Genomic DNA, 20,487 nt, shown 5'->3' with positions numbered 1-20,487 from the left:
GTCGGGCGCACCCGGCCTACGGTCACAATGGCCGGGTGAACCCGACGAGATTGATGCGCTGGCAGTGGCCCCTCGCCGTCGGTCTCATCGCGCTCGCGGCCCTGCCGGTCGTGCTGCGCTACCTCGTGTTCTGGCCGATGGACCAGTGGCAGGTCGACGTCGAGGTCTATCGCGACGCCGGTGTCTCGATCCTCACCGGCCGCCCGATCTATGCCGCGATGACGGAACCGCCGCAGCTGTTGCCGTTCACCTACCCCCCGTTCGCGGCGATCCTGGCCATGCCCTTGGCGTGGGTGCCCTTCGGCGTGGCCGGCTGGCTCTGGACCGCTGCCCAGGTCGCGGCCACGACCGCCATCGTCTGGTATGCCGGGTGGCGGCTCATCCATCGCGCGGGACCTTGGGTGCCCCTCGCGTCGGCGGCGCTGGTCGCGCCGATGCTGTGGCTGCACCCGGTCTCGGACGGCATCCGGTTCGGGCAGGTCAACGCGTTCATGGTGCTCGCCTGCCTCATGGACCTGCGGCGGCCACGACCCGGTCTGCTGAAGCGCGTGCCCCCGGGTGTGCTCGTCGGGCTGGCCATGTCGATCAAGCTGACGCCCGGGGTGTTCGTCATCCACTATCTCGTCAACCGACGGTGGCGTGAGGCGGCGACCGCTGTGGGCACCGCCGTCGGAGTGACGCTCGGGTCGTGGGTGCTGCTGCCGGAGGCGTCGTTCGCGTTCTGGGGTGGGGCGCTGCAGGACCCGGCCCGGCTCGGGCCGAACTTCGGGACCTCGAACCAGTCGATGCGCGGGTTCCTGCTGCGCGTCGGTCCCGAGGGTGGTGTGGGCACCGCGATCTGGTTGGTGCTCGTCGTCGTCGTGGGCGTCTTCGGGTTCCGGCTGGCTCGGCAGATGTGGCTGCGCGGCGACTCGATCGGTGAGGTCGCGGTCGTGGGGCTGCTCGCCTGCCTGTTGTCGCCGGTGGCCTGGATCCACCACTTCCACTGGGTCGTCGTCGTGGTCTTCGCGTTGCTGGGGGCCCAGCCGTGGAAGCGGTCGCGGGCCGGTGCCAGGTGGCGGTCGCGCCGCCTCGTGGCGGGGCTCGTCGTGTGGGCGTGGTTCCTGCTGCGGATGCCGTGGTGGGGCATCACCTATCTCGATCACCCCGAGTGGCCCGAGCTCCCGGGGCGGATCCTGCAGAACGCCGACGTCGCCGGAGGCGTGGTGGCCCTGGTGCTCCTCTGGTGGGTGGGCCGCGAGCCCGAGCGCGGGGCTCGCTCGGAGGTCCTTGCCGAGCCGACCACCTTTGCGCGAGCCGACCACCCATAGGTGGCTCCCTCACCAGGATGTGGTCGGCTCGCGCCTGCCAGGTCAGAGGATGCCGGTGATCTGGAGGACGCTGACGGCTGCCAGGACGAGGCAGACGGTGCCGCCGATGCGTCGGATCGTCGCCAGCCTGATCCGCTGGAGGAGGGTCCGGCCGAGCACGGCAGCCAGGCCCGACACCGCGGCGAGGGCGAGGAACGCACCGATGAACACCGACAGCGGGTCGTCGAACTTGGTGACCAGCGTCGCCGTGAGGATCTGGGACAGGTCACCCCACTCGGCGAGGAAGAGCACCGTGAAGCAGAAGGTCACGACCTTCCACCCCGCGAGCTGCCTGGCCGCGGACTTCGCGCCGAACTCCTCCTCGGCCTCGGCCTCCTCCTCGTCGGCCTTGCCCGCCCCGCGCAGCAGCAGCACCCCACCGACGAGGAACATCACCGCGGCGAAGATCTCGATCGGGCGCTTCGGCAGCTGCGACAGCACACCGCCGATGGCCACCGCGACGAAGGTCTGGACGAAGAACGCCGCGACGACACCGACCCACACGAGCAGCGGTCGGAACCGCGTCGACATCACCAGGGTGGCGATGAAGGTCTTGTCCGGCAGCTCGACGACGAAGATCGTCGCGAACACGATGGCGATGGTGGTGACGTCGATGCCCATGATGGCGACGAGCCTACGAGGGTGACCCGGGCACGCATCGGCCACCACCGCGGTGTGGACGGGCCCGCGGGTCGGGAGCACACGGCATACGCTGGCCGGCATGTTCGCGCCGACGGCCCTCGAGGTCCTGTTCCTCGTCGGCATGCCTCTGCTCGCCCTCGGGCTGGTCGCGGTCGTCGGTCGCCACGGCTCCCTGCGGCGCAGGGTCGAGGCGCTGGAGCGGGCACGGCCCGTGGGCGCCGGCGACCTCGAGGCCCTGCGCGCGGACATCGGCCAGGCGCTGCGGCACGTCGCGGTCGTGCGCTACGACGCGTTCGGTGACATGGGTGGGCGGCTGAGCTTCAGCGCGGCCATCGTCGACGACCGGGGCGACGGTGTCGTGCTCAGCTCGATCCATGCACGCGGCGAGTCCCGGACCTATGCCAAGGGCATCACCGGGGGCGGCTCCGACACGACCCTCACCCCCGAGGAGCAGCAGGCGCTCAGCGCGGCACGGACAGGACGGCAGAGATGAGTGCGACGCGCTACGGCTACCTCGGACCGGAGGGCACCTTCACCCAGATGGCGCTGCTGTCCTGGGCGGCGTCCCACGGAGGAGAGCAGGTGCCGTTCGGCTCGGTCGACTCGGCGCTCGATGCGCTGCGGCGCAGCGAGATCGACGCCGCCATGGTGCCGATCGAGAACTCCGTCGAGGGCGGGGTGTCGGCGACGCTGGACGCGCTGGCCTCGGGCGACCCGCTCGTCGTCATCGGTGAGGTCAACGTGCCGATCACCTTCGTGCTGGCCGCTCGTGCCGGTATGCCGCTCGAGGAGATCCGCGCTGTCGGCACCCACTCGCACGCCTGGGCCCAGGTCCGCGGCTGGATGGACGCCCGGCTCCCGGGGGCGGCCTACGTCCCGACCCTGTCCACGGCCGCTGCGGCCGCGGGCCTGGCCGGTGACGTCGAGCAGGGCTATGACGCTGCCGTGTGCGCGCCCGTCGCCGCGGCCAACCACGGGCTCACGGTGCTGGCCGACGACATCGGTGACCGTGCGGGTGCGGTGACCCGGTTCGTGCTCGTCGCCCGGCCGGGCGCGTTGCCCGAGCGGACCGGCGCCGACAAGACGACAGTCATGCTCTTCCAGCGCGACGACCGGGCGGGAGGGCTGCTCGAGCTGCTGGAGCAGTTCGCCGTGCGTGGCATCAACATGACGCGCCTGGAGTCACGTCCGACGAAGTCCACCCTCGGGTCCTACTGCTTCTCCATCGACTTCGAGGGCCACGTCCTCGACGAGCGCGTCGGCGAGGCACTCATGGGCCTGAAGCGGGTGTGTGCGGAGGTGCGCTTCCTCGGCTCCTACCCGCGCGAGGACGGCGCCCAGACCGAGGTCGCGCCCCTCACGGGTGACGAGGACTTCAGCGCCGCCCGCAACTGGCTCCACTCCCTCCGCCGCCCCTGACCACCCGTCCCGAAGTCACCCAATCGGACGGGTGGGGACGCGTTCGCCTCCCACTCTTTCGGCGGATTCCTGCGCGCCTGGTGACCGGACGCGAGCCGCTGAGGCTGGCTCAGCTCTGGCCCTCGACGGTCGTCACCCAATCGTCGATGGCCGACCACTCGTCGTTGATCCATGCCTCGATGGCCGCAGGTTCGTCGGGGACGTCGGCGGCGGCATACGTGCGCGTCTGGACGAGGAAGGGGCGGTCGGTGAACGGGATCGCCGCCCAGATCTCGCCCGGTGACGAGAGCCGACCGAACCCCGCATGCCCGACGATCATCACGTCCGCGTCGGGTCTGGCCTCCAACGACGCGACGACGCCACGGGTCTTGGGTGGGAGCGTGTTCCACAGCGAGATCGCGTGCCTGGCCCGCAGCTCCTGACCAGCCGCGCGCAGTCTTGAGATGAGGACGCGTCGGCGGTCCGGTGAGAAGTTCTGACCCTCGGGGAAGAGCAGCAGCACGTCGTCCGAGTCGAGGCCGGCGGCGAGCGCACGCACCCCCTGCACCCGGTCGTCGCCGGCGCCGCTGCGGGACGGCACGAAGTAGGAGCGCATCCTCGTGAGCAGCGTGTCGACGGTCGGATCCCACCGAAGCGCCTCTGCCAGAACGATCTTGGGCATGCGCCCGGCCGTGTGTCCGAGGAGCCAGGCCAGCGCCAGCGAGTCGCCCGGCCCGGCATGCCGCGCGAACGCGATGAGCGGCGCACCCTCGGTGCCGAAGTGCATGCGCCCGTCCAGCACGACCTCGAAGCCGGCCCACCGCTTTGCGAGGATCATCGCGCGGTTGAGGGCACCGAGGAAGACGGCCTCGTGGTCCTGCTCCCAGGTGGGGCTGTCGCCGTGGGGGTGCTTGAGCGACAGCCGCCAGCACTCCATGAGGACGCGCACGTCCACCCACACGAGCCCGACCCCGAGGCAGCTCACCCGGAACAGCCGCGCCCGCTTGTCGACGAACGAGTGGAACGCTCCGGCGACGATGACGGGCGCCGCGAGCCCGGTGAGCGCGGCGGCCCCGACCGGCCACGCGACGGCGAGGACGCGTCGCGCGAACAGCGGTGGTGCCGGGATTCCCACGAGACCCATGGCGTGAGCGTATGCCGTTCACGCACCGGCTCCGCCTCAGAACCTCTCGGTTCGCCTGACCGCGGCGATCAAGCGAAGTGAGAGCAACCCACTTCAGGCGGGAAAGGGAGGTCAGGGAGGGGACAGGTATGCCGTCGACGCGGCATACGCCTGCTCGGCACGCTCCCGCAGGCGCGAGGTGCGTCCGTAGCGCAACGCGACCGACGGCGTCTCGGGTGCCCCGCTGGGCAGCACGTGGACCTCGACGTCGTCGGGGATGCTCGCCATCTCATGGACGTAGCGGTGCCTGCGGGCGATCTCGAATGCCACGACGCCGACCTCCCACGGCCGGCGCGGTGGCGCCAACGGCTGCTCGACCCGACCGACCTGGAGGACGAAGACGCGGGTGGCTCCCAGTGCCAGCGCGCGCCCGACGGGGATCGAGTGCACCAACCCGCCGTCGAGGTAGTGCCGCCCGTCGATCTCCACTGCCGGGAAGAGCCCGGGCACGGTGCACGACGCGACGACGGGGTCGACGAGCTCGCCCGACGAGAACCACTGCGCGTCAGCGGTCTCGATGCACGCGGCCACGCACTGGAAGTCGACCTCGAGCTCCTCGAAGGTGTCGACCGGGAGGTGCTCGTCGACGATGGCCCGCAAGGGGGCGCTCGACAGGACGTGGGTCCGGAAGCGGGCGATGCGGGCCGCGGAACGCATGGGGTTGTCGAGGAAGATCCCGCTGGAACCGACCGCCTCCCACGCCTTGCCCAGGGCAACGACGCCCTCGACCGACGGGTCGGCAGCGATGAAGGCACCGTTGAGGGCGCCGATGCTCGTCCCCACGACGAGGTCGGGCTTGACTCCCTGCTCGACGAGGGCGCGCAGCATCCCGACCTGGGTCGTGCCGAGGACCCCGCCGCCGCCGAGCACGAATGCCGTCGTCATGACGCCCACCCTAGGGTCGGCGCCGGTGGGACCGGCCCGCCCTAGGGTGGGTCCATGCCCGGCGCAGCGTTCTTCGACCTCGACCGCACGCTGCTGCAGGGCGGCACCGGCCCCCACCTGTCGCAGGCGATGGTCGAGCTGGGCCTCGTGCCACGATCGCTCCCCGGCCAGGACCTGCTCTTCAAGGCGTTCGACCTCTTCGGCGAGAACCTGCCGTCGATCTTCCTCGCCCGGCAGGCCACCCTCGTCGCCCGCGGGAAGGGTTCGACGAGCTTCGACGAGGCCGCAGGCCGCGCCGCGGCGGTCATCGCGGAGCACGTCCACCCCTTCGCGCTGGCCCTCATCGAGCAGCACAAGGCCGAGGGGCGCCTCGCCGTCATGGCGACGACGACACCGACCCACCTCATCCAGCCGCTCGCCGACCGGCTCGGCTTCGACCACGTCATCGCCACCCGTTACAACACCAGGGACGACGGCACCTTCGACGGCTCGATCCGCGGTCCCTTCGTCTGGTCGACGGGCAAGCTCTCGGCAGTCAGGCACTTCGCGGCCAGGCACGACATCGACCTCACCGAGAGCTATGCCTACTCGGACTCGATCTTCGACGTGCCCCTCCTCGAGGCCGTCGGGCGGCCGGCAGCCGTCAACCCCGACCCCAGACTGAGTGTGTATGCCGTGGCTCGCCGTTGGCCGATCGTGCACTTCGACGTTTCGCCGGGTGTCCTCAAGGTCCCCGTCGTCGGGATCGAGCTGCAGAGGTTCGTGCTCGAGGTCCTGCGCTCGACGTTCTTTCCCTGTGCCCGCTTCGACCTGAGTGGCGTCGAGAACATCCCGCGCCACGGGCCGGTCATCCTCGTGGGCAACCACCGCAGCTACTTCGACGCGGTCGCCATGGCCAACGTCGTGCGGCGGTCCGGGCGGACGGCGCGGGTGCTCGGCAAGAAGGAGATGTTCGACGTCCCCGTGCTCGGGTCCTTCATCTCGGCCGCCGGTGGCATCCGGGTCGACCGTGGCGAGGGCGGCGCGGAGTCCTACGACATGGCCGCGCTGGCGCTCGAGGGCGGCGAGATGGTGGGGCTGCTGCCGCAGGGGACGATCCCGCGTGGCGCGGCCTTCTTCGACCCAGAGCTCAAGGGCCGGACCGGGGCCGCCCGCCTCGCGGCCGTGAGTCGGGCGCCGGTCATCCCCGTGGGGATGTGGGGCACCGAGAAGGTCTGGCCGCGGTCCTCGTCGATGCCCAACCTGCTCAACCTCTCGAACCCACCCAGGGTCACGATCCGCGTGGGCCCTCCGGTCGAGCTCAAGTATCGCTCGCCCGCCGCCGACACCAGGCGCATCATGTCGGCGATCTCCGAGCTGCTGCCCCCCGAGGCCCGAGAGCGCCGCGTCCCGACGGAGGACGAGCTGCGCGCCACCTATCCGGGTGGTCGGCTCCCCGACGAGTCCTGACCCCGGCCCCACTGAGCTCGTCCCCAGCGGGAGTCGTGTCCACATCAGGCGCCCGGACGCCAGGGAGAGCTGTGGATGACCGGCAGGGAATGTCCGCGGCACGGCATACCGTTGTCGTCCTGCGCGGACGAAGGAGGTGGGCAGCTCGATGACAGGCATGGAGCGGGAGGCGCACACCCTCGACGAGCTGTCCGACCGTGAGCTGGGCCGAGCCTTCGACCGGGCCACGCTCGGCCGCGCCGGCGACTACGCGCGTGCTGGTCGGGTCACGAGCATCATCGTCGGTGACGAGGGCACGAGGGCGGCGGCCAGGGTCATCGGCAACGGGCCCGGCATCTATCGCACCGAGGTGTCCCTCGCCCCCGATCCCCATGGTGAGCCGCTGCTCGAGAGCGACTGCACCTGCCCCGTGGGCTTCGCCTGCAAGCACGCCGCCGCCCTCGTCATCGCCCTGCGCACCCAGCGTCCGTGGCGCACCGACACCCCCTCGGGGTCGCAGCGGTCCACCTCGTGGCGCGACGCCCTCGGCGAGCTCCTCGACGTGCCCGAGCCCGAGCCCCAGACCGGCGTCGTCGGGCTGCTGCTCGACATGGAGACCCCACGCGGGCGGCCCTCTCCGTGGGAGGCGCGCTCGCGCACCCCGAGCATCCAGCTGCGCCCGATGATCCCCGGAGCGTCCCCGGGACGGTGGATCAAGACCGGCATCTCGTGGGAGGCCGTGGCGGGCGGCTACTACTCGTCCTACACCTTCCGCCTCGACGGTCCTCCCCTCGACGCCCTCACGGCCATCGCCGACGCCCATCGTCGCGGCAGTCGCATGGCGGGCTACGGCCGGGCGCCGGCGTCCATCCCGCTGGATCTCATGGGTCGCGGGTGGATCGACCTGCTCGCCCGGGCGCGCGACGCCGGAGTGGTGCTCCTGACCCACGCCAACAACGGTGGCGAGGTCCACCTCGAGCCCGACCAGGGGCACTTCGTGCTGGACCTCTCGCCCATCGAGGGCGGCGACGTGCGCGCGGTCCCCAGTCTCGACCTGCCCGAGGGGACGGGCGAGGTCGCCATCGTCGGTGACCCGCCGACCGGGTGGTTCCGCCAGGAGGGCCGCGACCTGCGCCTCGGTGGTTTCGGCGCCGACGTCGACGTGGCCGCGGCGCGAGTCGTCGAGCGCGGGCCGTTCACCATCCCCAGCGACGACTGGTCGAGCTTCGCCCTCGACAAGCTCGCCGTCCTCCAGCGGCGCGCGACGGTTCGCACCCACGGCGGGCTCACCCTCCCCGAGGTCGTGCCTCCGCGGCTGCACCTCCGCGTCCGCTTCGACGACAACCACATGGCTCACCTCGTCTGGTCCTTCGGCTACGGCCCGCGCGACACCCCGGTCATCGTGCCGCTCCACCGTGAGCCGTCGATCCATCGCGACCCCAGCGCCTTCCGCGACTCCGCCCGCGAGAGCGAGCTCGTGGGCGCGGTGCCAGGTCGCGACGAGCTGCCGGCCCTCTGGGATCTCACCCGCCAGGGATGGGTGCCACGAGAAGCGCTGTCCCTCAGCGGTTTTGACACGGTGGCCTTTGTCGAGCGGCTGCCCGAGATCAAGGCGCACGAGGACGTCGAGGTCGAGGTCATCGGGGAGCCGACGACCTACGCCGAGGTCACCGAGGCTCCCCGCATCGCCGTCGGCACCCAGCAGTCGAGCGAGGGCAACGACTGGTTCGACCTCCAGATCGCCGTCACCGTCGGCGGCCACGAGGTGCCGTTGTCCGACCTCGTCACCGCCCTCGCCCGCGACGAGGAGCGCATGCTCCTGCCCGACGGCGCCTGGTTCACCCTCGACCACCCCGAGCTCCATCGCCTCCGCTCCCTCGTCGAGGAGGCCAGGGCGCTGCAGGACAAGCAGACCGGCCCCTTGCGGCTGTCGGTCCTGCACGCCGGGCTCTGGGACGAGCTTGTGGAGATCGGGGTCGTCGAGGAGCAGTCCGACCGGTGGCAGCGGTCCGTGGACGCTTTGCTCGGAGTGGACGGTGTCGACGGCCCCGAGCCTGCCGAGGTGCCGAGCTCGCTCAAGGCGACCCTGCGGCCCTACCAGGAGGAGGGCTTCCGCTGGCTCTCGCTGCTCTGGGATCTCGGGCTCGGTGGCGTCCTCGCCGACGACATGGGACTCGGCAAGACCCTGCAGGTGGTCGCGATGGCCCTGCGCGCCAAAGAGCGTGGCGAGCTGACCGACCCGATGCTCATCGTCGCGCCCACGTCCGTCCTCGGCACGTGGGTCGACGAGGTGGCGAAGTTCGCGCCCGACCTCACCGTCGCCGTCCTCGACCGCACCCGCGGCAAGGCCCGGGTCCCGATGCTCGAGGCGATCTCGGGCGCCGACCTCGTCGTCACGACCTATGCCGTGGGGCGCATCGACGCCGAGGAGTTCCGGGCGGTCCCGTGGTCCGCGGCGGTCCTCGACGAGGCCCAGTTCGTCAAGAACCACCAGGCGAAGACGTATGCCGCGATGCGCCGCCTCCCGGCCCGTGTCACCTTTGCACTCACCGGCACCCCGCTCGAGAACTCGCTCATGGACCTCTGGTCGCTGCTGTCCATCGTCGCCCCGGGTCTGCACCCGAGGCCCCAGCTCTTCCGGGAGCAGTGGTCGAAGCCGATCGAGAACGGCTCCTCGCCCGAGCTGCTCGCCACGCTGCGCCGACGCATCCGCCCGCTCATGCTCCGGCGCACCAAGGAGGCCGTCGCATCCGACCTGCCGCCCAGGCAGGAGCAGATCCTCCACGTCGCGCTCCACCCCAGGCACCGGGCCATCTATGACCGCCACCTCGCGCGTGAGCGACAACGCCTGCTCGGCCTCATCGACGACCTCGACGGCAACCGGATCGCCATCCTGCGGGCCCTCACCGTCCTGCGCCAGATGGCCCTCGACCCCGCGCTGGTCGACTCCGAGGCCTACGGTGACGTCGCGCCGAGCGCCAAGGTCGAGGCCCTCGTCGAGCAGGTCGCCGAGCTCGCTGCCGAGGGGCACCGCGCCCTCGTCTTCAGCCAGTTCACCGGGTTCCTGTCGATCGTGCGAGCCCGGCTCGAGGAGGAGGGCATCGCCTACGCCTACCTCGACGGGTCCACGCGCAACCGCGGCGACGTCGTCAGGGAGTTCCGCGGGGGAGAGGCCCCGGTGTTCCTCATCTCGCTCAAGGCCGGTGGCTTCGGGCTCACGCTCACCGAGGCCGACTACGTCTTCGTCCTCGACCCGTGGTGGAACCCGGCCGCCGAGAACCAGGCGATCGACCGCGCCCACCGCATCGGGCAGACCCGGTCGGTCAACGTCTACCGCCTCGTCTCGACCGACACCATCGAGGAGAAGGTCGTCGCCCTCCAGGACAGGAAGCGCGACCTCTTCGCCCGGGTCGTCGACGACGGCGACCTGTTGTCGAGCGCCCTCACCGCTGACGACCTGCGCGGCCTGCTCGACCGCTGACAGCACTCGGTTCCGGAGGCGCGAACCTCACTGGCTGAGGGCGAGATCCATGCGTTCGAGCAGGGCCTCCAGGGCCTCTTCGAACTCGTCGTCCGTGTGGTCCTCGGACAGCTGGTCCCGCAGCCTTGCCACCGCTGGGTACCTGTCCACGTCCAGCTCGGCGTCAGCGTTCGGCAGGTCGGCGTCGCCCTCGTTCAACGGTTCCTCGACGGGTGCGGTGCTCGCGCCCTGAGCGGCGGACTCGAGGAGGAGATGGCCGAGCAGGAAGCTCGTGAAGGACCGGTAGGCGCTCACGGCCTGATCATCGGTGAAGCCACGCGACGTCAGCCCGTCGAGGAAGTCCTCGACGACGTGGAGACTGCGCAGTGGTGGTCTCAGCCATGGGGTCGCCGGGTGGCGGGTCGCGATCAGAGGGAAGGCGTTCGGGTGCTCGATCGCCAAGCGACGCACTTCGTGGGCCATCCACTGCAGGAAGGCCTGCCACCCGTCAGCCGGGTCCATGCGCCCGTCGGGGGCGACTCTCACCTCACCGACCAGCCGGTCGACGACTGCCTCGAGCAGGTCCTCCCGACCGTTGACGTACCGGTAGAGCGTCATCGCTTCGACTCCCAGGTCTCGCCCCAGGCGGCGCATCGTCAGCGACCCCGGACCGGTGGCGTCGATGATGACGACAGCCTGCTCGACGATGCGCTCTCGGTTCAGACGCACACGGCGCCCTTGCGCTTCGTCCTCGTCCAGTGTTCCTACCGTGCCCTGCTCTGCCATAGCACCCTCCGTACCCCCGTGGATTCGTCAAGCCTACGGGGCCTACGCCGTGCACGCACCAGCCGCAGGCGCGGCAACATCCCTGAAGCCAATCGGTTTTGTCCCACATCTGATGTGTAGTGTTCCCCGAGTCCACCAAAATTTACGTTGTAAATCGGAGCTCCTGAATGACTGACTCACTGGAAGACGCAGGGACTGACGCACTGCGGACCATCGCCGTGTTCCTCCCCAAGCTCGTCGTGTTCCTCCTCATCCTGATCATCGGCATGTTCGTCGCCAAGGCGATCGGCAAGGCGGTCGACAAGATCCTCGAGCGCGTCGGGTTCGATCGCGCCGTCGAGCGTGGTGGGGTCAAGAAGGCACTCGAAAAGAGCAAGTACGACGCCTCCGACATCGTCGGCAAGCTGGTGTACTACACCCTGCTGCTGTTCGTCCTGCAGCTGGCCTTCGGGGTCTTCGGTCCGAACCCGATCAGTGACCTGCTCACCGGCGTCATCGCGTTCCTGCCGAAGGCGATCGTCGCCATCATCATCGTCGTCGTTGCTGCCGCCATCGCCACAGCCGTGCGTGAGCTGCTGTCCAACACCTTGGGTGGACTCTCCTACGGCAAGACCCTGGCGAACATCGTGGCCTTCTTCATCATCGGTCTGGGTGTCATCGCGGCTCTCAACCAGGTGGGCATCGCCACCACGGTCACCCTGCCCGTCCTCATCGCCGTGCTCGGGACCATCAGCGGGATCCTGATCGTCGGTGTCGGCGGTGGACTCATCAAGCCCATGCAGCACCGCTGGGAGTCCTACCTGGTCAAGGCCGAGGGAGAGCTTCCCAAGGTCAAGGCCGAGGCAGCCAACACCCCCGGTGTCCGCGAACAGGCCGAGCAGGCCAAGAGCAAGGCCAAGCGCGAGTACGACGACTCCGGCTCGTCCGGGAGCACCTCCTCCACGCCCACCCAGGTCTTCGACCAGGGAACCGGCGAAGGCGGAAGCACCACCCCACGGCGCTGAGGTCTCAGGCGTCACCTCCCCCTGTTACACACCACGGAAGGAAGCATCATGAGCATCGACCAGAACAACATCAACGACGTCATCGGTCGGGACGTGCACGGTTCGGACGGCGAGAAGATCGGTCAGGTCGGCCAGGTCTACCTGGATGACGAGACCGGCAAGCCCGAGTGGGTGACCGTCATGACTGGCATGTTCGGCACCAAGGAGAGCTTCGTCCCGGTCGCGCAGGCGCAGTTCTCGGACGACGGACTCCGCGTCCCCTACGACAAGGGCACCGTGAAGGACGCACCCCGCGTCGACGCTGACCAGGGTCATCTTTCCCAGGACGAGGAAGCGGAGCTCTACCGCCACTACGGCCTGGACTACTCCGGGGACAGGTCGGACTCCGGACTTCCCGATCGCAACGACGGCGGCCGCGGCACCGACGTGGACGAGACCGTCGGTCACGACACGTCCGGCCCGACCACGGACGACGCCATGACGCGCTCGGAGGAGCAGCTCAAGGTGGGCACGGAGAAGCGTGAGACCGGTCGCGCGAGGTTGCGCAAGCACGTGGTGACCGAGGAGCAGACCGTCACGGTCCCGGTCACCCGCGAAGAGGTCACCATCGAGCGCGAGCCGATCACGGACGCCAACCGTGACGAGGCCATGGCCGGCCCGGACATCTCCGAGGAGGAGCACGAGGTCGTCCTGACCGAAGAGCGGCCCGTCGTGGAGAAGGAGACCGTCGCGGTCGAACGAGTCAAGCTCGGCAAGGAGACAGTCACCGACCAGGAGCAGGTCAGTGAGTCCGTCCGCAAGGAGCAGATCGACACCGACGGTGTCGAGGGCGACACGCCTGGCCAGTCCGACCGAGGCGACCAGGGCCGTCGCTGAACCGGCACACCCGTCCTGCCCGCAGCCAAGGTCTATCAAGGACCCACGGCTGCGGGCAGGACCCCAAGGCGCTCGAGCGCCCGGAAAGGAAAGCCCATGAGCACCAGTGCAGATGCCGACGGCGGGCGTGACCCGCGCCGTTCGCACGCAGGTGGGGACCGTGACCCACGCGAGCGCGCTGACCTGAGCGACAACGCCACAAGGCACATGAGCGATCGTGACCGCCATGGGGCCAGTACGGCCGAGACGGTGAGCCGACACGACGTCGTGAATGCCGAGAAGGAACAGTTCGGTGGGATCAAGATCGGGTCCGCCTTCTTCGGGTGGCTCACCGCCACCGGAACGGCCGTCCTCCTGACCGCCTTGTTGGCGGCCGCTGGGAGCGCCGTCGGGGTGGCCACCGGCACCGACGTCGACGAGGCCACCGACCAAGCCGCAAGTGACCCCACGACGGTCGGGCTGGTCGGCGGCATCATCCTGCTCGTCGTGCTGTTCATCGCCTATTACTGCGGCGGGTACGTAGCCGGGCGGATGGCCCGGTTCGACGGTGCCAAGCAAGGCATCGCCGTGTGGCTCTGGGCGCTGTTCATCGCGGTCGTCGTCGCCGTCGTGGGCACTGTGGCCGGCAGCGAGTTCAACGTGCTTGCCAACCTGAACAGCTTCCCCCGCATCCCCGTCGGGGAGGGTGACCTGTCCACCGCCGGCATCATTGCCGCCGTCGGTGTCGCGGTCACCAGCCTGGCCGGCGCCATCCTGGGCGGCCTTGCAGGGATGCGTTTCCACCGGAAGGTCGACAGGGTCGGACTCGGCGACTGACGAGCCGTAGCCCGATGGCTGCCCTTCCGGGCGTCATCGACATGCTCGCGAACCGTGGGGACGACGACGAGGCCGACCGGGCCCAGTCGGATCTGCCCGATCAGGTCGACACGGAGCAGCACTCCGACGAGCTGTCCGCGCTCGGCATCGACCCCAAGGACCTCTTCGGTGGAGCCGGCGGCATGGGCGCCAAGCTCGGACTCTAGGCGTCTCAAGCAGACCACGGGGTGGCACCCCTCCGAAAGAAGGGGTGCCGCTCACCGGGCCAACCGCAGGCTCGCGTACGAGAGCCAGCTGGACGGCATACGCATCTCCACGTCGTGCCGATGCAGCACGCGCTTGCGAAGTCCGACGTCCTCGACGAGTCCATCGAGCACAACGGGTCCGGGCTCTTCGCCTGCCCGCCCGGACTGGGCGACGGCGACGACTGGGGTGTGCAACTCTTCGGTCCATGACCGAGGAGCCGGATGCGCCGACCGCCGTCGAGGAGACGCTGATGCGTGGCGTGCGCCGGGTGGCAGGTGTTGCCGACAGCCTCGTCCACCACCCCGTCCCCAACAGCGCGCGCGCCTTCGTCAACGCCTTCATCGGCGACCGGCTCGACACCTCAGGCTCGGCCCTCTCGCACGGCATGGGCGTCCGGGTGCGGGGTCGGGTGGTCGACCTCACCGATGACGGTGTGGCACAGGCCTATCCGGACGCGAGCGGCGAGGTGGTCGTCCTCGTCCACGGGCTGCTGCTCACCGAGACGGCTTGGGATGCCGGCCGCTTCGGCGAGCGACTGAAGGAGGAGCTCGGCTTCACGCCGGTCGCCGTCCGCTACAACACCGGGCTGCGGATCTCACGCAACGGCCACGAGCTCCAGCGCCTCCTCACCGCGCTCGTCGCCCACTGGCCCGTGCCGGTCACCCGACTCGTCCTGGTCGGGCACTCCATGGGCGGACTCGTCATCCACAGCGCCCTCGCCCAGGCCGAGGTCGAGGCGGCCGGCGGCAGCGACTGGGTGAGTCGGGTGAGCGACACGGTGACGCTCGGGGCGCCACACCTCGGGGCATCGCTCGAGCGGGGCGTCAACCAAGCTGCCAGGGTGGCGGGCGCGCTCCGCCAGGTGCGGCCGCTGGCCCGGGCCCTCGGCATCCGCAGCGTCGGCATCCAGGACCTGAGGCACGGCAACATCCTCGAGCAGGAGTGGCACGGTCTGGACCCGACCGACCACCGAGGGCGACGGGTCGACGTCCCTCTGCACCCCGGCATACGCCATCTGGCCGTCGTCGGACTGCTCGGCAAGAAGATCGACGGCAGGGTCGCCCGGCTGTTCGGAGACGGCATGGTCACGGCCGCGAGTGCGCGCGGGTCCGGTCGTCGGGGACCCGAGGGCAGGCGGTTCGCGCAGGAGGACGTCGTCGTCCTCCCCGGAGTGAGCCACATCGCGCTCGTCCACGACCCGACCGTGTATGCCGCCGTGCGGGATCGTCTTGCTGCCAGAGTGGACCCATGAGCGAACAGACGACCGCCCCGACGACCGTCATCCTCTTCGGTGCGACGGGAGACCTGGCCAAACGCAAGCTCATCCCAGGGCTGCTGCACCTCTTCCAGTCGCGGTTGCTCGACGACCTGCGCATCGTCGGCACCTCCCTCGACGAGCTGAGCAGGGACGACTTCCGGGAGCTCGCGCATGCGGCGATCAAGGAGTTCTCCACGCGCGTCCTCGACGAGGACGAGTGGAACGAGTTCGCCCAGCGTCTCGACTACGTCCCGCTGTCGGCCGGCCCCAAGGCCCTCGGTGACGCGGTGCGGGCCGCCGAGGAGCTGCTGCCGGGCGACTCCGAGCTGCGGCTGCACTACCTGTCGGTCCCTCCGAAGGCCGCACTCTCCGCCATCCAGACCATCGCCGAGGCCAAGCTCGTCGACCACAGCCGCATCGTCATGGAGAAGCCGTTCGGGACCGACTACGCCTCGGCGGTCGAGCTCAACCGCCGGGTGCACGAGGTCTTCCGCGAGGAGCAGGTCTTCCGGATCGACCACTTCCTCGGCAAGGAGCCGGCCCAGAACATCCTCGCCTTCCGCTTCGCCAACGGGCTGTTCGAGCCGATCTGGCACCGCAACTCCATCGCCCACGTGCAGATCGACGTGCCCGAGACCCTGGGGTTGTCGACGCGCGGGGACTTCTACGAGAACACCGGCGCCTACCGCGACATGGTCGTCACCCACCTCTTCCAGATCCTCGCGTTCACCGCGATGGAGCCACCGACCTCGCTCGAGCCCGACGCCATCAGCCGCGAGAAGAACAAGGTCTTCGAGTCGATGCAGCCCATCCATCCGGGCGACGTCGTGCGGGGCCAGTACTCCGGCTACCTCGACGAGCCGGGGGTGGCGCCAGACTCCGACACCGAGACCTACATCGCGCTCAAGTGCTACATCGACAACTGGCGCTGGGCCGGGGTGCCGTTCTTCCTGCGCACCGGCAAGCGGATGGCCGAGGGGGCGCGCATCATCTCGATCGCCTTCAACGAGCCGCCGCAGTCGATGTTCCCGCCCGGCTCCGGCGTCGGCGACCACGGACCCGACCACCTCACCTTCGACCTCGCCGACCGGGCGCGCATGTCGCTCTCGTTCTATGGCAAGCGACCCGGGCCGGGAATGAAGCTCGACAAGCTGTCGATGCAGTTCGCGATGCAGGAGACGACGTGGGCCGGCGCGGTGCTCGAGGCCTACGAGCGGCTCATCTATGACGCGGTCCGGGGCGACCACACGCTCTTCACGTCGGCCGAGGGCATCGAGCGGCTGTGGGAGGTCAGCCAGCCGCTGCTCGACAACCCGCCCGTCGTGCGGCCCTATGCGCCGGGCACCTATGGACCGAACCAGATCCACCAGCTCGTGTCGCCGCACACGTGGCGGCTGCCCTTCGAGCGCAAGTGGCGGGAGAAGACTCCAGACCCGGGGCCGCGGTCGCCCGCCGAGGGTGGCGCGCGAGGCTAGTCACCACCCCACACGGACCCCTAGAGTCCGCTCATGGGCGCCAAGGTGACCCCGAACAGGCTCGGGATGGCCGCGGCTGCCTTCACGAGCAACGCCCGCAACCCCGATCTGCGTCGAGCCCAGCTGAGCTTCCTCGGGGCCTGGACCGCCGAGTGGGCGTTCACCGTGGCGCTCGGGATCGTGGCCTACCGCCATGGTGGAGCCGTCGCCGTCGGGTTGGTCGGCCTGCTGCGGATGGTGCCCGCCGCGATCGTCGCCCCCCTGCTGTCGCCCCTCGCCGACCGAGGTCGCCGAGAGCGCGTCCTCGTCGTCGTCTCCGTGATCCGGGGAGTGGCCACCGGTGGGGCCGCCGTCGTCGCAGCCCTCGGCGGCTCGCCCCTCGTCATCTATGCCCTCGCCGTGCTGTCGACGATCGTCGCGACCCTCTATCGTCCCGCGCACTCCGCGCTCCTGCCCTCGCTGTGCCACACCGGCCATGAGCTGGCCAGCGCCAACGTCGTGCGCGGGATGCTCGACTCCGCCGCCACCCTCACGGGTCCGCTGCTGGCGGCCGTGCTCCTCCGTTTCTCCGGTGTCGACGTCGTGTTCGCAGTGGCGGCGGGCGCGTCCTTCGTGGCCGCTGCGCTGGTGCTGCGTCTGGACTACGAAGCCCCCCCGCGCCCGCCGGCGGCGACGCGGCCCAACCTGGTCCGAGAAGGTGTGGAGGGCCTGAGGGCGGTCCGGCAGAGCCGTGACCTGACCCTCATCCTGGGGCTCGCCGCGGCCCAGTCGTTCACCCGCGGCGCGCTCACCGTGCTCTCGGTCGTCGTCGCCATCGAGCTCCTGGGCACCGGCGAGCCGGGCGTCGGTGCCCTCATGACCTCCGTCGGGGTGGGCGCGGTCCTCGGCTCGCTCGCAGCCTCGCTCCTCGTCGGGACCGGTCGCCTCGGTGGCTGGTTCGCCCTTGGGGTCGCCCTGTGGGGGGCGCCCCTTGCGGTCGTCGGCGTCGTGCCCCTCGAGTCGGTGGCCCTCGTCCTGCTGGCCTTCGTCGGGGTCGGCAACGCGCTCATCGACGTCGCGGGATTCACGCTCATCGGCAGGCTCGCACCGGACGAGGTCCTGGCCCGCGTCTTCGGCGTGCTCGAGAGCATCGTCGCGGTCTCGATGGGCCTGGGCGCCCTCGCGGCATCCCTCCTCGGCGAGGGCTTCGGTGTCCGCACGGCACTTCTCACGATCGGGTCGCTGTGCCCGCTCCTCGCCGCCTTGTCGTGGCGGCGGCTGCGGCTGCTGGACCGGTCCGTCGGGGATCTCGACAGTGACGTGCAGCGGCTCCAGAACGTGCCGATGCTCCGGACCCTGCCCCTCCCGGCGGTCGAGCAGCTCGCCCGGGGGCTCGAGCCGGTCACGACGACTTCTGGGGGCGTGGTCTTCCGCCAGGGTGACGTGGGTGACCGTTACTTCCTCATCGCGTCGGGGGAGGTCGACGTGGTGGGAGACGGGCAGGTCGTGGCGACCCTCGGGCCCGGTGAGGGCTTCGGTGAGATCGCCCTGCTGCGCAGCACTCGCCGCACGGCGACCGTCGTCGCCCGGAGCGAGGTCGGCCTCCTGGCACTGAGCTCGGAGCGGTTCATCGCCGTGGTCCTCGGCTATGCCCCGAGCGCCCAGGAGGCGACGGTGGCCGTGGACGGCCTGCTCGAGCGGTACACGCCCGGGGACTCGGACGTGGTGCCGCGCACTCAGCCGACCGAGGATCCGCCGAAACCGTGAGACGCCAGCAGAGTTGATGGGACGGTGAGGCATGGAGCCCCAGCGAGCAGTGCTGCTGATCGCCGACATCAGCGGATACACCGAATACATGAGCACCCACCGGATGAGCCTCGCGCACGCCGAGGTCAACACCGCGCGCATGCTCGACAAGATGATCGATGCCGCCCCCGGCTACGACCTCATCGAGATCGAGGGCGACGCCGCCTTCCTCTCGCGTCCGGCCGGCCCGGGCGGGACCACGAGCGCCGACGAGGCCACGGTCGCAGAGATCCTCGACGTCGCGGCGTGGATGCACAGTGCCTTCCACCGCGAGCGCGAGTACGTCGCGAAGAACCTCTGTCCGTGTTCTGGGTGCAAGGAGGCGACCAACCTCAAGCTCAAGTTCGTCGCACACGTCGGCGACGTCGCCACCCAGACGATCCGGCAGCGCCGCAAGCTCGTCGGGATCGACGTCATCCTCGTGCACCGCCTGCTCAAGAATCCCGTGAACATCCCTGAGTACGTCCTGATGTCCGAGGAGCTGTATCGACTGGCGGACCCGGGGCTGGCCGACAAGGTTCACGAGATCACCCCGGACCTCGAGGGTCTCGGCCAGGTCCGCGCGTTCTATCTCGACGTCCACACCCTGGAGGCCCGGCAGCCCGCACTGGCGGCGCCGTCGTGGCCGGGCCGGCTGGGGCGGACCTTCTCGGCGGCCGGCAAGGGTATGCCGTACATACTCGGCCTGCGCCGCCCCCGTGTCAGGACTCCGTGAGGACCGGTGCGCCGGTGCGGACGATGAGCGCCTTGGGGCGCACCTCGAAGCGGACCCGCTTGGCCTGGCCGATGACGTCGCCGTCGATCTCGACCATCTGCGGCCCGTCGAGCGAGACGAGGATCGACTGGCAGCGGTAGCGGTCGAGCTTGGGGTGGTTCTGGCCCCGTTTGGCGAGGACGTGCACGGCGACCCCGGCCCACCCGACGATGCCCTTGGGGGTGATCGCCACGACGTCGAGGATGCCGTCGTCGATCTCGGCGTCGGGCATGAGGGTGATGCCACCGGTGAGTCGACCGCAGTTGCCCACGACGATCGTGCGGGCCGTGTGGCGGATGGGCTCCCCGCCGTCGATCCGCAGCCGCGTCGCGAACCGCGCACCCAGCAGGTTCTTGGCGCCGCTCGCGACGTAGGCACCCCAGCCGATCCGGGCCTTGGCCTCCTCGGAGGTCGCGTGCATGATGCTCGCGTCGAGGCCCAGTCCGGCCATGACGAGGAAGGCGTGCTGGTTGGGCGCCGGGTCGGAGCCGTGGGTGTCGTCAGCGCCGACGTCGGGCTCCGTCGGTCCGTCGTGAGCGGGATCGAGCTCGGTGACCGAGCGCTGCTCGGGCGTCGGGTCGAGGGTGGCCCACCCGATGTCGATGTGACGGTTGCGGCCGGTGAGGGCCACGTCGAGGCCCTCGACCAGGTCGAGCGGCAGGTCGAGGTTGCGACCGAGGAGGTTGCCCGTGCCCGCCGGGATGAGCCCCATGGGCGTGGAGGTGCCGGTCAGCACGTGGGCGACGGAGCGCACCGTGCCGTCGCCGCCGATGGCGCAGACCAGGTCGACCCCGTCCGCGAGCGAGTCCCGCGCCTGACCGAAGCCGGGGTCCTCGATCGTCGTCTCGCGGATGATGGGTGCATCCCAGTCGCCGTGCGCGAGGACGGTGCTGGTCACGAGCGCCCGGGTTGCTGCAACATCGACGAACTTCGTCGGGTTGAGGATGACTGCCACCTGCTTCTTGGGCGGGAGCGGGGCGTCCTCGTGCTGCGCCGGGCGGAACGACGAACGGGTCGGTCGTTTCGGTGAGGCGTGGCGTCCGCTGGACCGACTCACCCTCATCGCAAGGGCCGCCCCGGCCCCGATGAGCAGCAGGAGGGCGAGGATGGCGGCGATCGCCGGCCAGGAGTCGGTCACGTCA

Annotated in this window: 19 protein-coding genes; 14 read left to right on the top strand and 5 right to left on the bottom strand. The window is 70.1% G+C overall.

The features are described from left to right. Positions 1-35 precede the first annotated feature (35 nt). On the top strand, positions 36-1,310 hold the full coding sequence (locus ACFQW8_RS06910; RefSeq protein WP_380086239.1) for a glycosyltransferase 87 family protein: 1,275 nt from the start codon (positions 36-38) through the stop codon (positions 1,308-1,310). A 42-nt stretch (positions 1,311-1,352) separates the two neighbouring features. On the opposite strand, the gene ACFQW8_RS06905 is transcribed toward ACFQW8_RS06910, so the two are convergent. Then, complete coding sequence (locus ACFQW8_RS06905; protein WP_380086238.1) at positions 1,353-2,051, bottom strand: TMEM165/GDT1 family protein; 699 nt, start codon at positions 2,049-2,051, stop codon at positions 1,353-1,355. 19 nt (positions 2,052-2,070) lie between these two features. Between ACFQW8_RS06905 and ACFQW8_RS06900 the strand changes: the two genes are divergently transcribed. Together ACFQW8_RS06900 and pheA are read left to right on the top strand one after the other, a co-directional pair. Next, on the top strand, positions 2,071-2,484 hold the full coding sequence (locus tag ACFQW8_RS06900) for a DUF4446 family protein (protein WP_380086237.1): 414 nt from the start codon (positions 2,071-2,073) through the stop codon (positions 2,482-2,484). Next, positions 2,481-3,410 carry a prephenate dehydratase gene (pheA, locus tag ACFQW8_RS06895; protein ID WP_380086236.1) on the top strand — a complete coding sequence of 310 codons (930 nt, stop codon included), beginning with the start codon at positions 2,481-2,483 and terminating at the stop codon, positions 3,408-3,410. The genes ACFQW8_RS06900 and pheA overlap by 4 nt, the downstream gene beginning before the upstream one ends. A 109-nt stretch (positions 3,411-3,519) precedes the next feature. On the opposite strand, the gene ACFQW8_RS06890 is transcribed toward pheA, so the two are convergent. Both ACFQW8_RS06890 and ACFQW8_RS06885 read right to left on the bottom strand, forming a co-directional pair. Beyond that, positions 3,520-4,533: a 1-acyl-sn-glycerol-3-phosphate acyltransferase gene (locus ACFQW8_RS06890; RefSeq protein WP_380086235.1), complete on the bottom strand. Its 1,014-nt coding sequence runs from the start codon at positions 4,531-4,533 to the stop codon at positions 3,520-3,522. 111 nt (positions 4,534-4,644) lie between these two features. Further along, complete coding sequence (locus tag ACFQW8_RS06885) at positions 4,645-5,457, bottom strand: patatin-like phospholipase family protein (RefSeq protein WP_380086234.1); 813 nt, start codon at positions 5,455-5,457, stop codon at positions 4,645-4,647. A gap of 54 nt (positions 5,458-5,511) precedes the next feature. Here ACFQW8_RS06885 and ACFQW8_RS06880 point away from each other — a divergent pair, with 54 nt between their 5' ends. Continuing rightward, positions 5,512-6,906, top strand: a complete 1,395-nt coding sequence (locus ACFQW8_RS06880; RefSeq protein WP_380086233.1) for an HAD-IB family hydrolase — start codon at positions 5,512-5,514, stop codon at positions 6,904-6,906. Between the two features lie 148 nt (positions 6,907-7,054). Continuing rightward, positions 7,055-10,366 carry a DEAD/DEAH box helicase gene (locus tag ACFQW8_RS06875; RefSeq protein ID WP_380086232.1) on the top strand — a complete coding sequence of 1,104 codons (3,312 nt, stop codon included), beginning with the start codon at positions 7,055-7,057 and terminating at the stop codon, positions 10,364-10,366. Positions 10,367-10,393: 27 nt separating this feature from the next. Here the strand turns inward: ACFQW8_RS06875 and ACFQW8_RS06870 are convergent, their stop codons facing one another. Continuing rightward, a complete protein-coding gene (locus tag ACFQW8_RS06870; RefSeq protein WP_380086231.1) occupies positions 10,394-11,074 on the bottom strand; it encodes a TetR/AcrR family transcriptional regulator C-terminal domain-containing protein in 681 nt (226 codons plus the stop codon). A gap of 224 nt (positions 11,075-11,298) precedes the next feature. Here ACFQW8_RS06870 and ACFQW8_RS06865 point away from each other — a divergent pair, with 224 nt between their 5' ends. The 9 genes from ACFQW8_RS06865 (at position 11,299) to ACFQW8_RS06825 (ending at position 19,306) form a co-directional block, all read left to right on the top strand. Then, positions 11,299-12,135, top strand: a complete 837-nt coding sequence (locus tag ACFQW8_RS06865) for a mechanosensitive ion channel family protein (RefSeq protein ID WP_380086230.1) — start codon at positions 11,299-11,301, stop codon at positions 12,133-12,135. A gap of 48 nt (positions 12,136-12,183) precedes the next feature. Next, positions 12,184-13,011, top strand: a complete 828-nt coding sequence (locus tag ACFQW8_RS06860) for a DUF2382 domain-containing protein (protein WP_380086229.1) — start codon at positions 12,184-12,186, stop codon at positions 13,009-13,011. A gap of 96 nt (positions 13,012-13,107) precedes the next feature. Continuing rightward, the gene (locus ACFQW8_RS06855; RefSeq protein WP_380086228.1) at positions 13,108-13,827 is read left to right on the top strand and encodes a hypothetical protein; all 720 of its coding nucleotides are present in this window, start codon (positions 13,108-13,110) and stop codon (positions 13,825-13,827) included. A gap of 14 nt (positions 13,828-13,841) precedes the next feature. Then, complete coding sequence (locus tag ACFQW8_RS06850) at positions 13,842-14,033, top strand: hypothetical protein (protein WP_380086227.1); 192 nt, start codon at positions 13,842-13,844, stop codon at positions 14,031-14,033. 114 nt (positions 14,034-14,147) lie between these two features. Next, the gene (locus tag ACFQW8_RS06845) at positions 14,148-14,282 is read left to right on the top strand and encodes a hypothetical protein (RefSeq protein ID WP_380086226.1); all 135 of its coding nucleotides are present in this window, start codon (positions 14,148-14,150) and stop codon (positions 14,280-14,282) included. Further along, complete coding sequence (locus ACFQW8_RS06840) at positions 14,279-15,325, top strand: lipase family alpha/beta hydrolase (protein ID WP_380086224.1); 1,047 nt, start codon at positions 14,279-14,281, stop codon at positions 15,323-15,325. Before ACFQW8_RS06845 ends, ACFQW8_RS06840 begins: the two co-directional genes overlap by 4 nt. Continuing rightward, positions 15,322-16,806 (top strand): glucose-6-phosphate dehydrogenase, encoded by a 1,485-nt coding sequence (zwf, locus tag ACFQW8_RS06835; RefSeq protein ID WP_380086223.1) that lies wholly within the window; start codon positions 15,322-15,324, stop codon positions 16,804-16,806. Before ACFQW8_RS06840 ends, zwf begins: the two co-directional genes overlap by 4 nt. Positions 16,807-16,839: 33 nt before the next feature. Then, positions 16,840-18,552, top strand: a complete 1,713-nt coding sequence (locus ACFQW8_RS06830) for an MFS transporter (RefSeq protein WP_380086222.1) — start codon at positions 16,840-16,842, stop codon at positions 18,550-18,552. A gap of 31 nt (positions 18,553-18,583) precedes the next feature. After that, on the top strand, positions 18,584-19,306 hold the full coding sequence (locus tag ACFQW8_RS06825) for a DUF2652 domain-containing protein (protein WP_380086221.1): 723 nt from the start codon (positions 18,584-18,586) through the stop codon (positions 19,304-19,306). Here the strand turns inward: ACFQW8_RS06825 and ACFQW8_RS06820 are convergent. Next, positions 19,293-20,483, bottom strand: a complete 1,191-nt coding sequence (locus ACFQW8_RS06820) for a diacylglycerol/lipid kinase family protein (RefSeq protein ID WP_380086220.1) — start codon at positions 20,481-20,483, stop codon at positions 19,293-19,295. The two genes, ACFQW8_RS06825 and ACFQW8_RS06820, sit on opposite strands and share 14 nt — an antisense overlap. Positions 20,484-20,487: the final 4 nt, after the last annotated feature.

Source organism: Knoellia altitudinis (assembly GCF_042666355.1).
GTDB classification, from domain to species: Bacteria; Actinomycetota; Actinomycetes; order Actinomycetales; family Dermatophilaceae; genus Knoellia; species Knoellia altitudinis.
Note: the sequence above shows the minus strand (reverse complement) of the source record. Positions and strands in the feature narration are given on the sequence as shown.

Excerpts from the sequence above, each read along its gene's own strand:
- ACFQW8_RS06900 (WP_380086237.1), top strand. The coding sequence starts at position 2,071 with ATGTTCGCGCCGACGGCCCTCGAGGTCCTGTTCCTCGTCGGCATGCCT.
- pheA (WP_380086236.1), top strand. The coding sequence starts at position 2,481 with ATGAGTGCGACGCGCTACGGCTACCTCGGACCGGAGGGCACCTTCACC.
- ACFQW8_RS06890 (WP_380086235.1), bottom strand. The coding sequence starts at position 4,533 with ATGGGTCTCGTGGGAATCCCGGCACCACCGCTGTTCGCGCGACGCGTC.
- ACFQW8_RS06885 (WP_380086234.1), bottom strand. The coding sequence starts at position 5,457 with ATGACGACGGCATTCGTGCTCGGCGGCGGCGGGGTCCTCGGCACGACC.
- ACFQW8_RS06880 (WP_380086233.1), top strand. The coding sequence starts at position 5,512 with ATGCCCGGCGCAGCGTTCTTCGACCTCGACCGCACGCTGCTGCAGGGC.
- ACFQW8_RS06875 (WP_380086232.1), top strand. The coding sequence starts at position 7,055 with ATGACAGGCATGGAGCGGGAGGCGCACACCCTCGACGAGCTGTCCGAC.
- ACFQW8_RS06865 (WP_380086230.1), top strand. The coding sequence starts at position 11,299 with ATGACTGACTCACTGGAAGACGCAGGGACTGACGCACTGCGGACCATC.
- ACFQW8_RS06860 (WP_380086229.1), top strand. The coding sequence starts at position 12,184 with ATGAGCATCGACCAGAACAACATCAACGACGTCATCGGTCGGGACGTG.
- ACFQW8_RS06855 (WP_380086228.1), top strand. The coding sequence starts at position 13,108 with ATGAGCACCAGTGCAGATGCCGACGGCGGGCGTGACCCGCGCCGTTCG.
- ACFQW8_RS06850 (WP_380086227.1), top strand. The coding sequence starts at position 13,842 with ATGGCTGCCCTTCCGGGCGTCATCGACATGCTCGCGAACCGTGGGGAC.
- ACFQW8_RS06840 (WP_380086224.1), top strand. The coding sequence starts at position 14,279 with ATGACCGAGGAGCCGGATGCGCCGACCGCCGTCGAGGAGACGCTGATG.
- zwf (WP_380086223.1), top strand. The coding sequence starts at position 15,322 with ATGAGCGAACAGACGACCGCCCCGACGACCGTCATCCTCTTCGGTGCG.
- ACFQW8_RS06830 (WP_380086222.1), top strand. The coding sequence starts at position 16,840 with ATGGGCGCCAAGGTGACCCCGAACAGGCTCGGGATGGCCGCGGCTGCC.
- ACFQW8_RS06825 (WP_380086221.1), top strand. The coding sequence starts at position 18,584 with ATGGAGCCCCAGCGAGCAGTGCTGCTGATCGCCGACATCAGCGGATAC.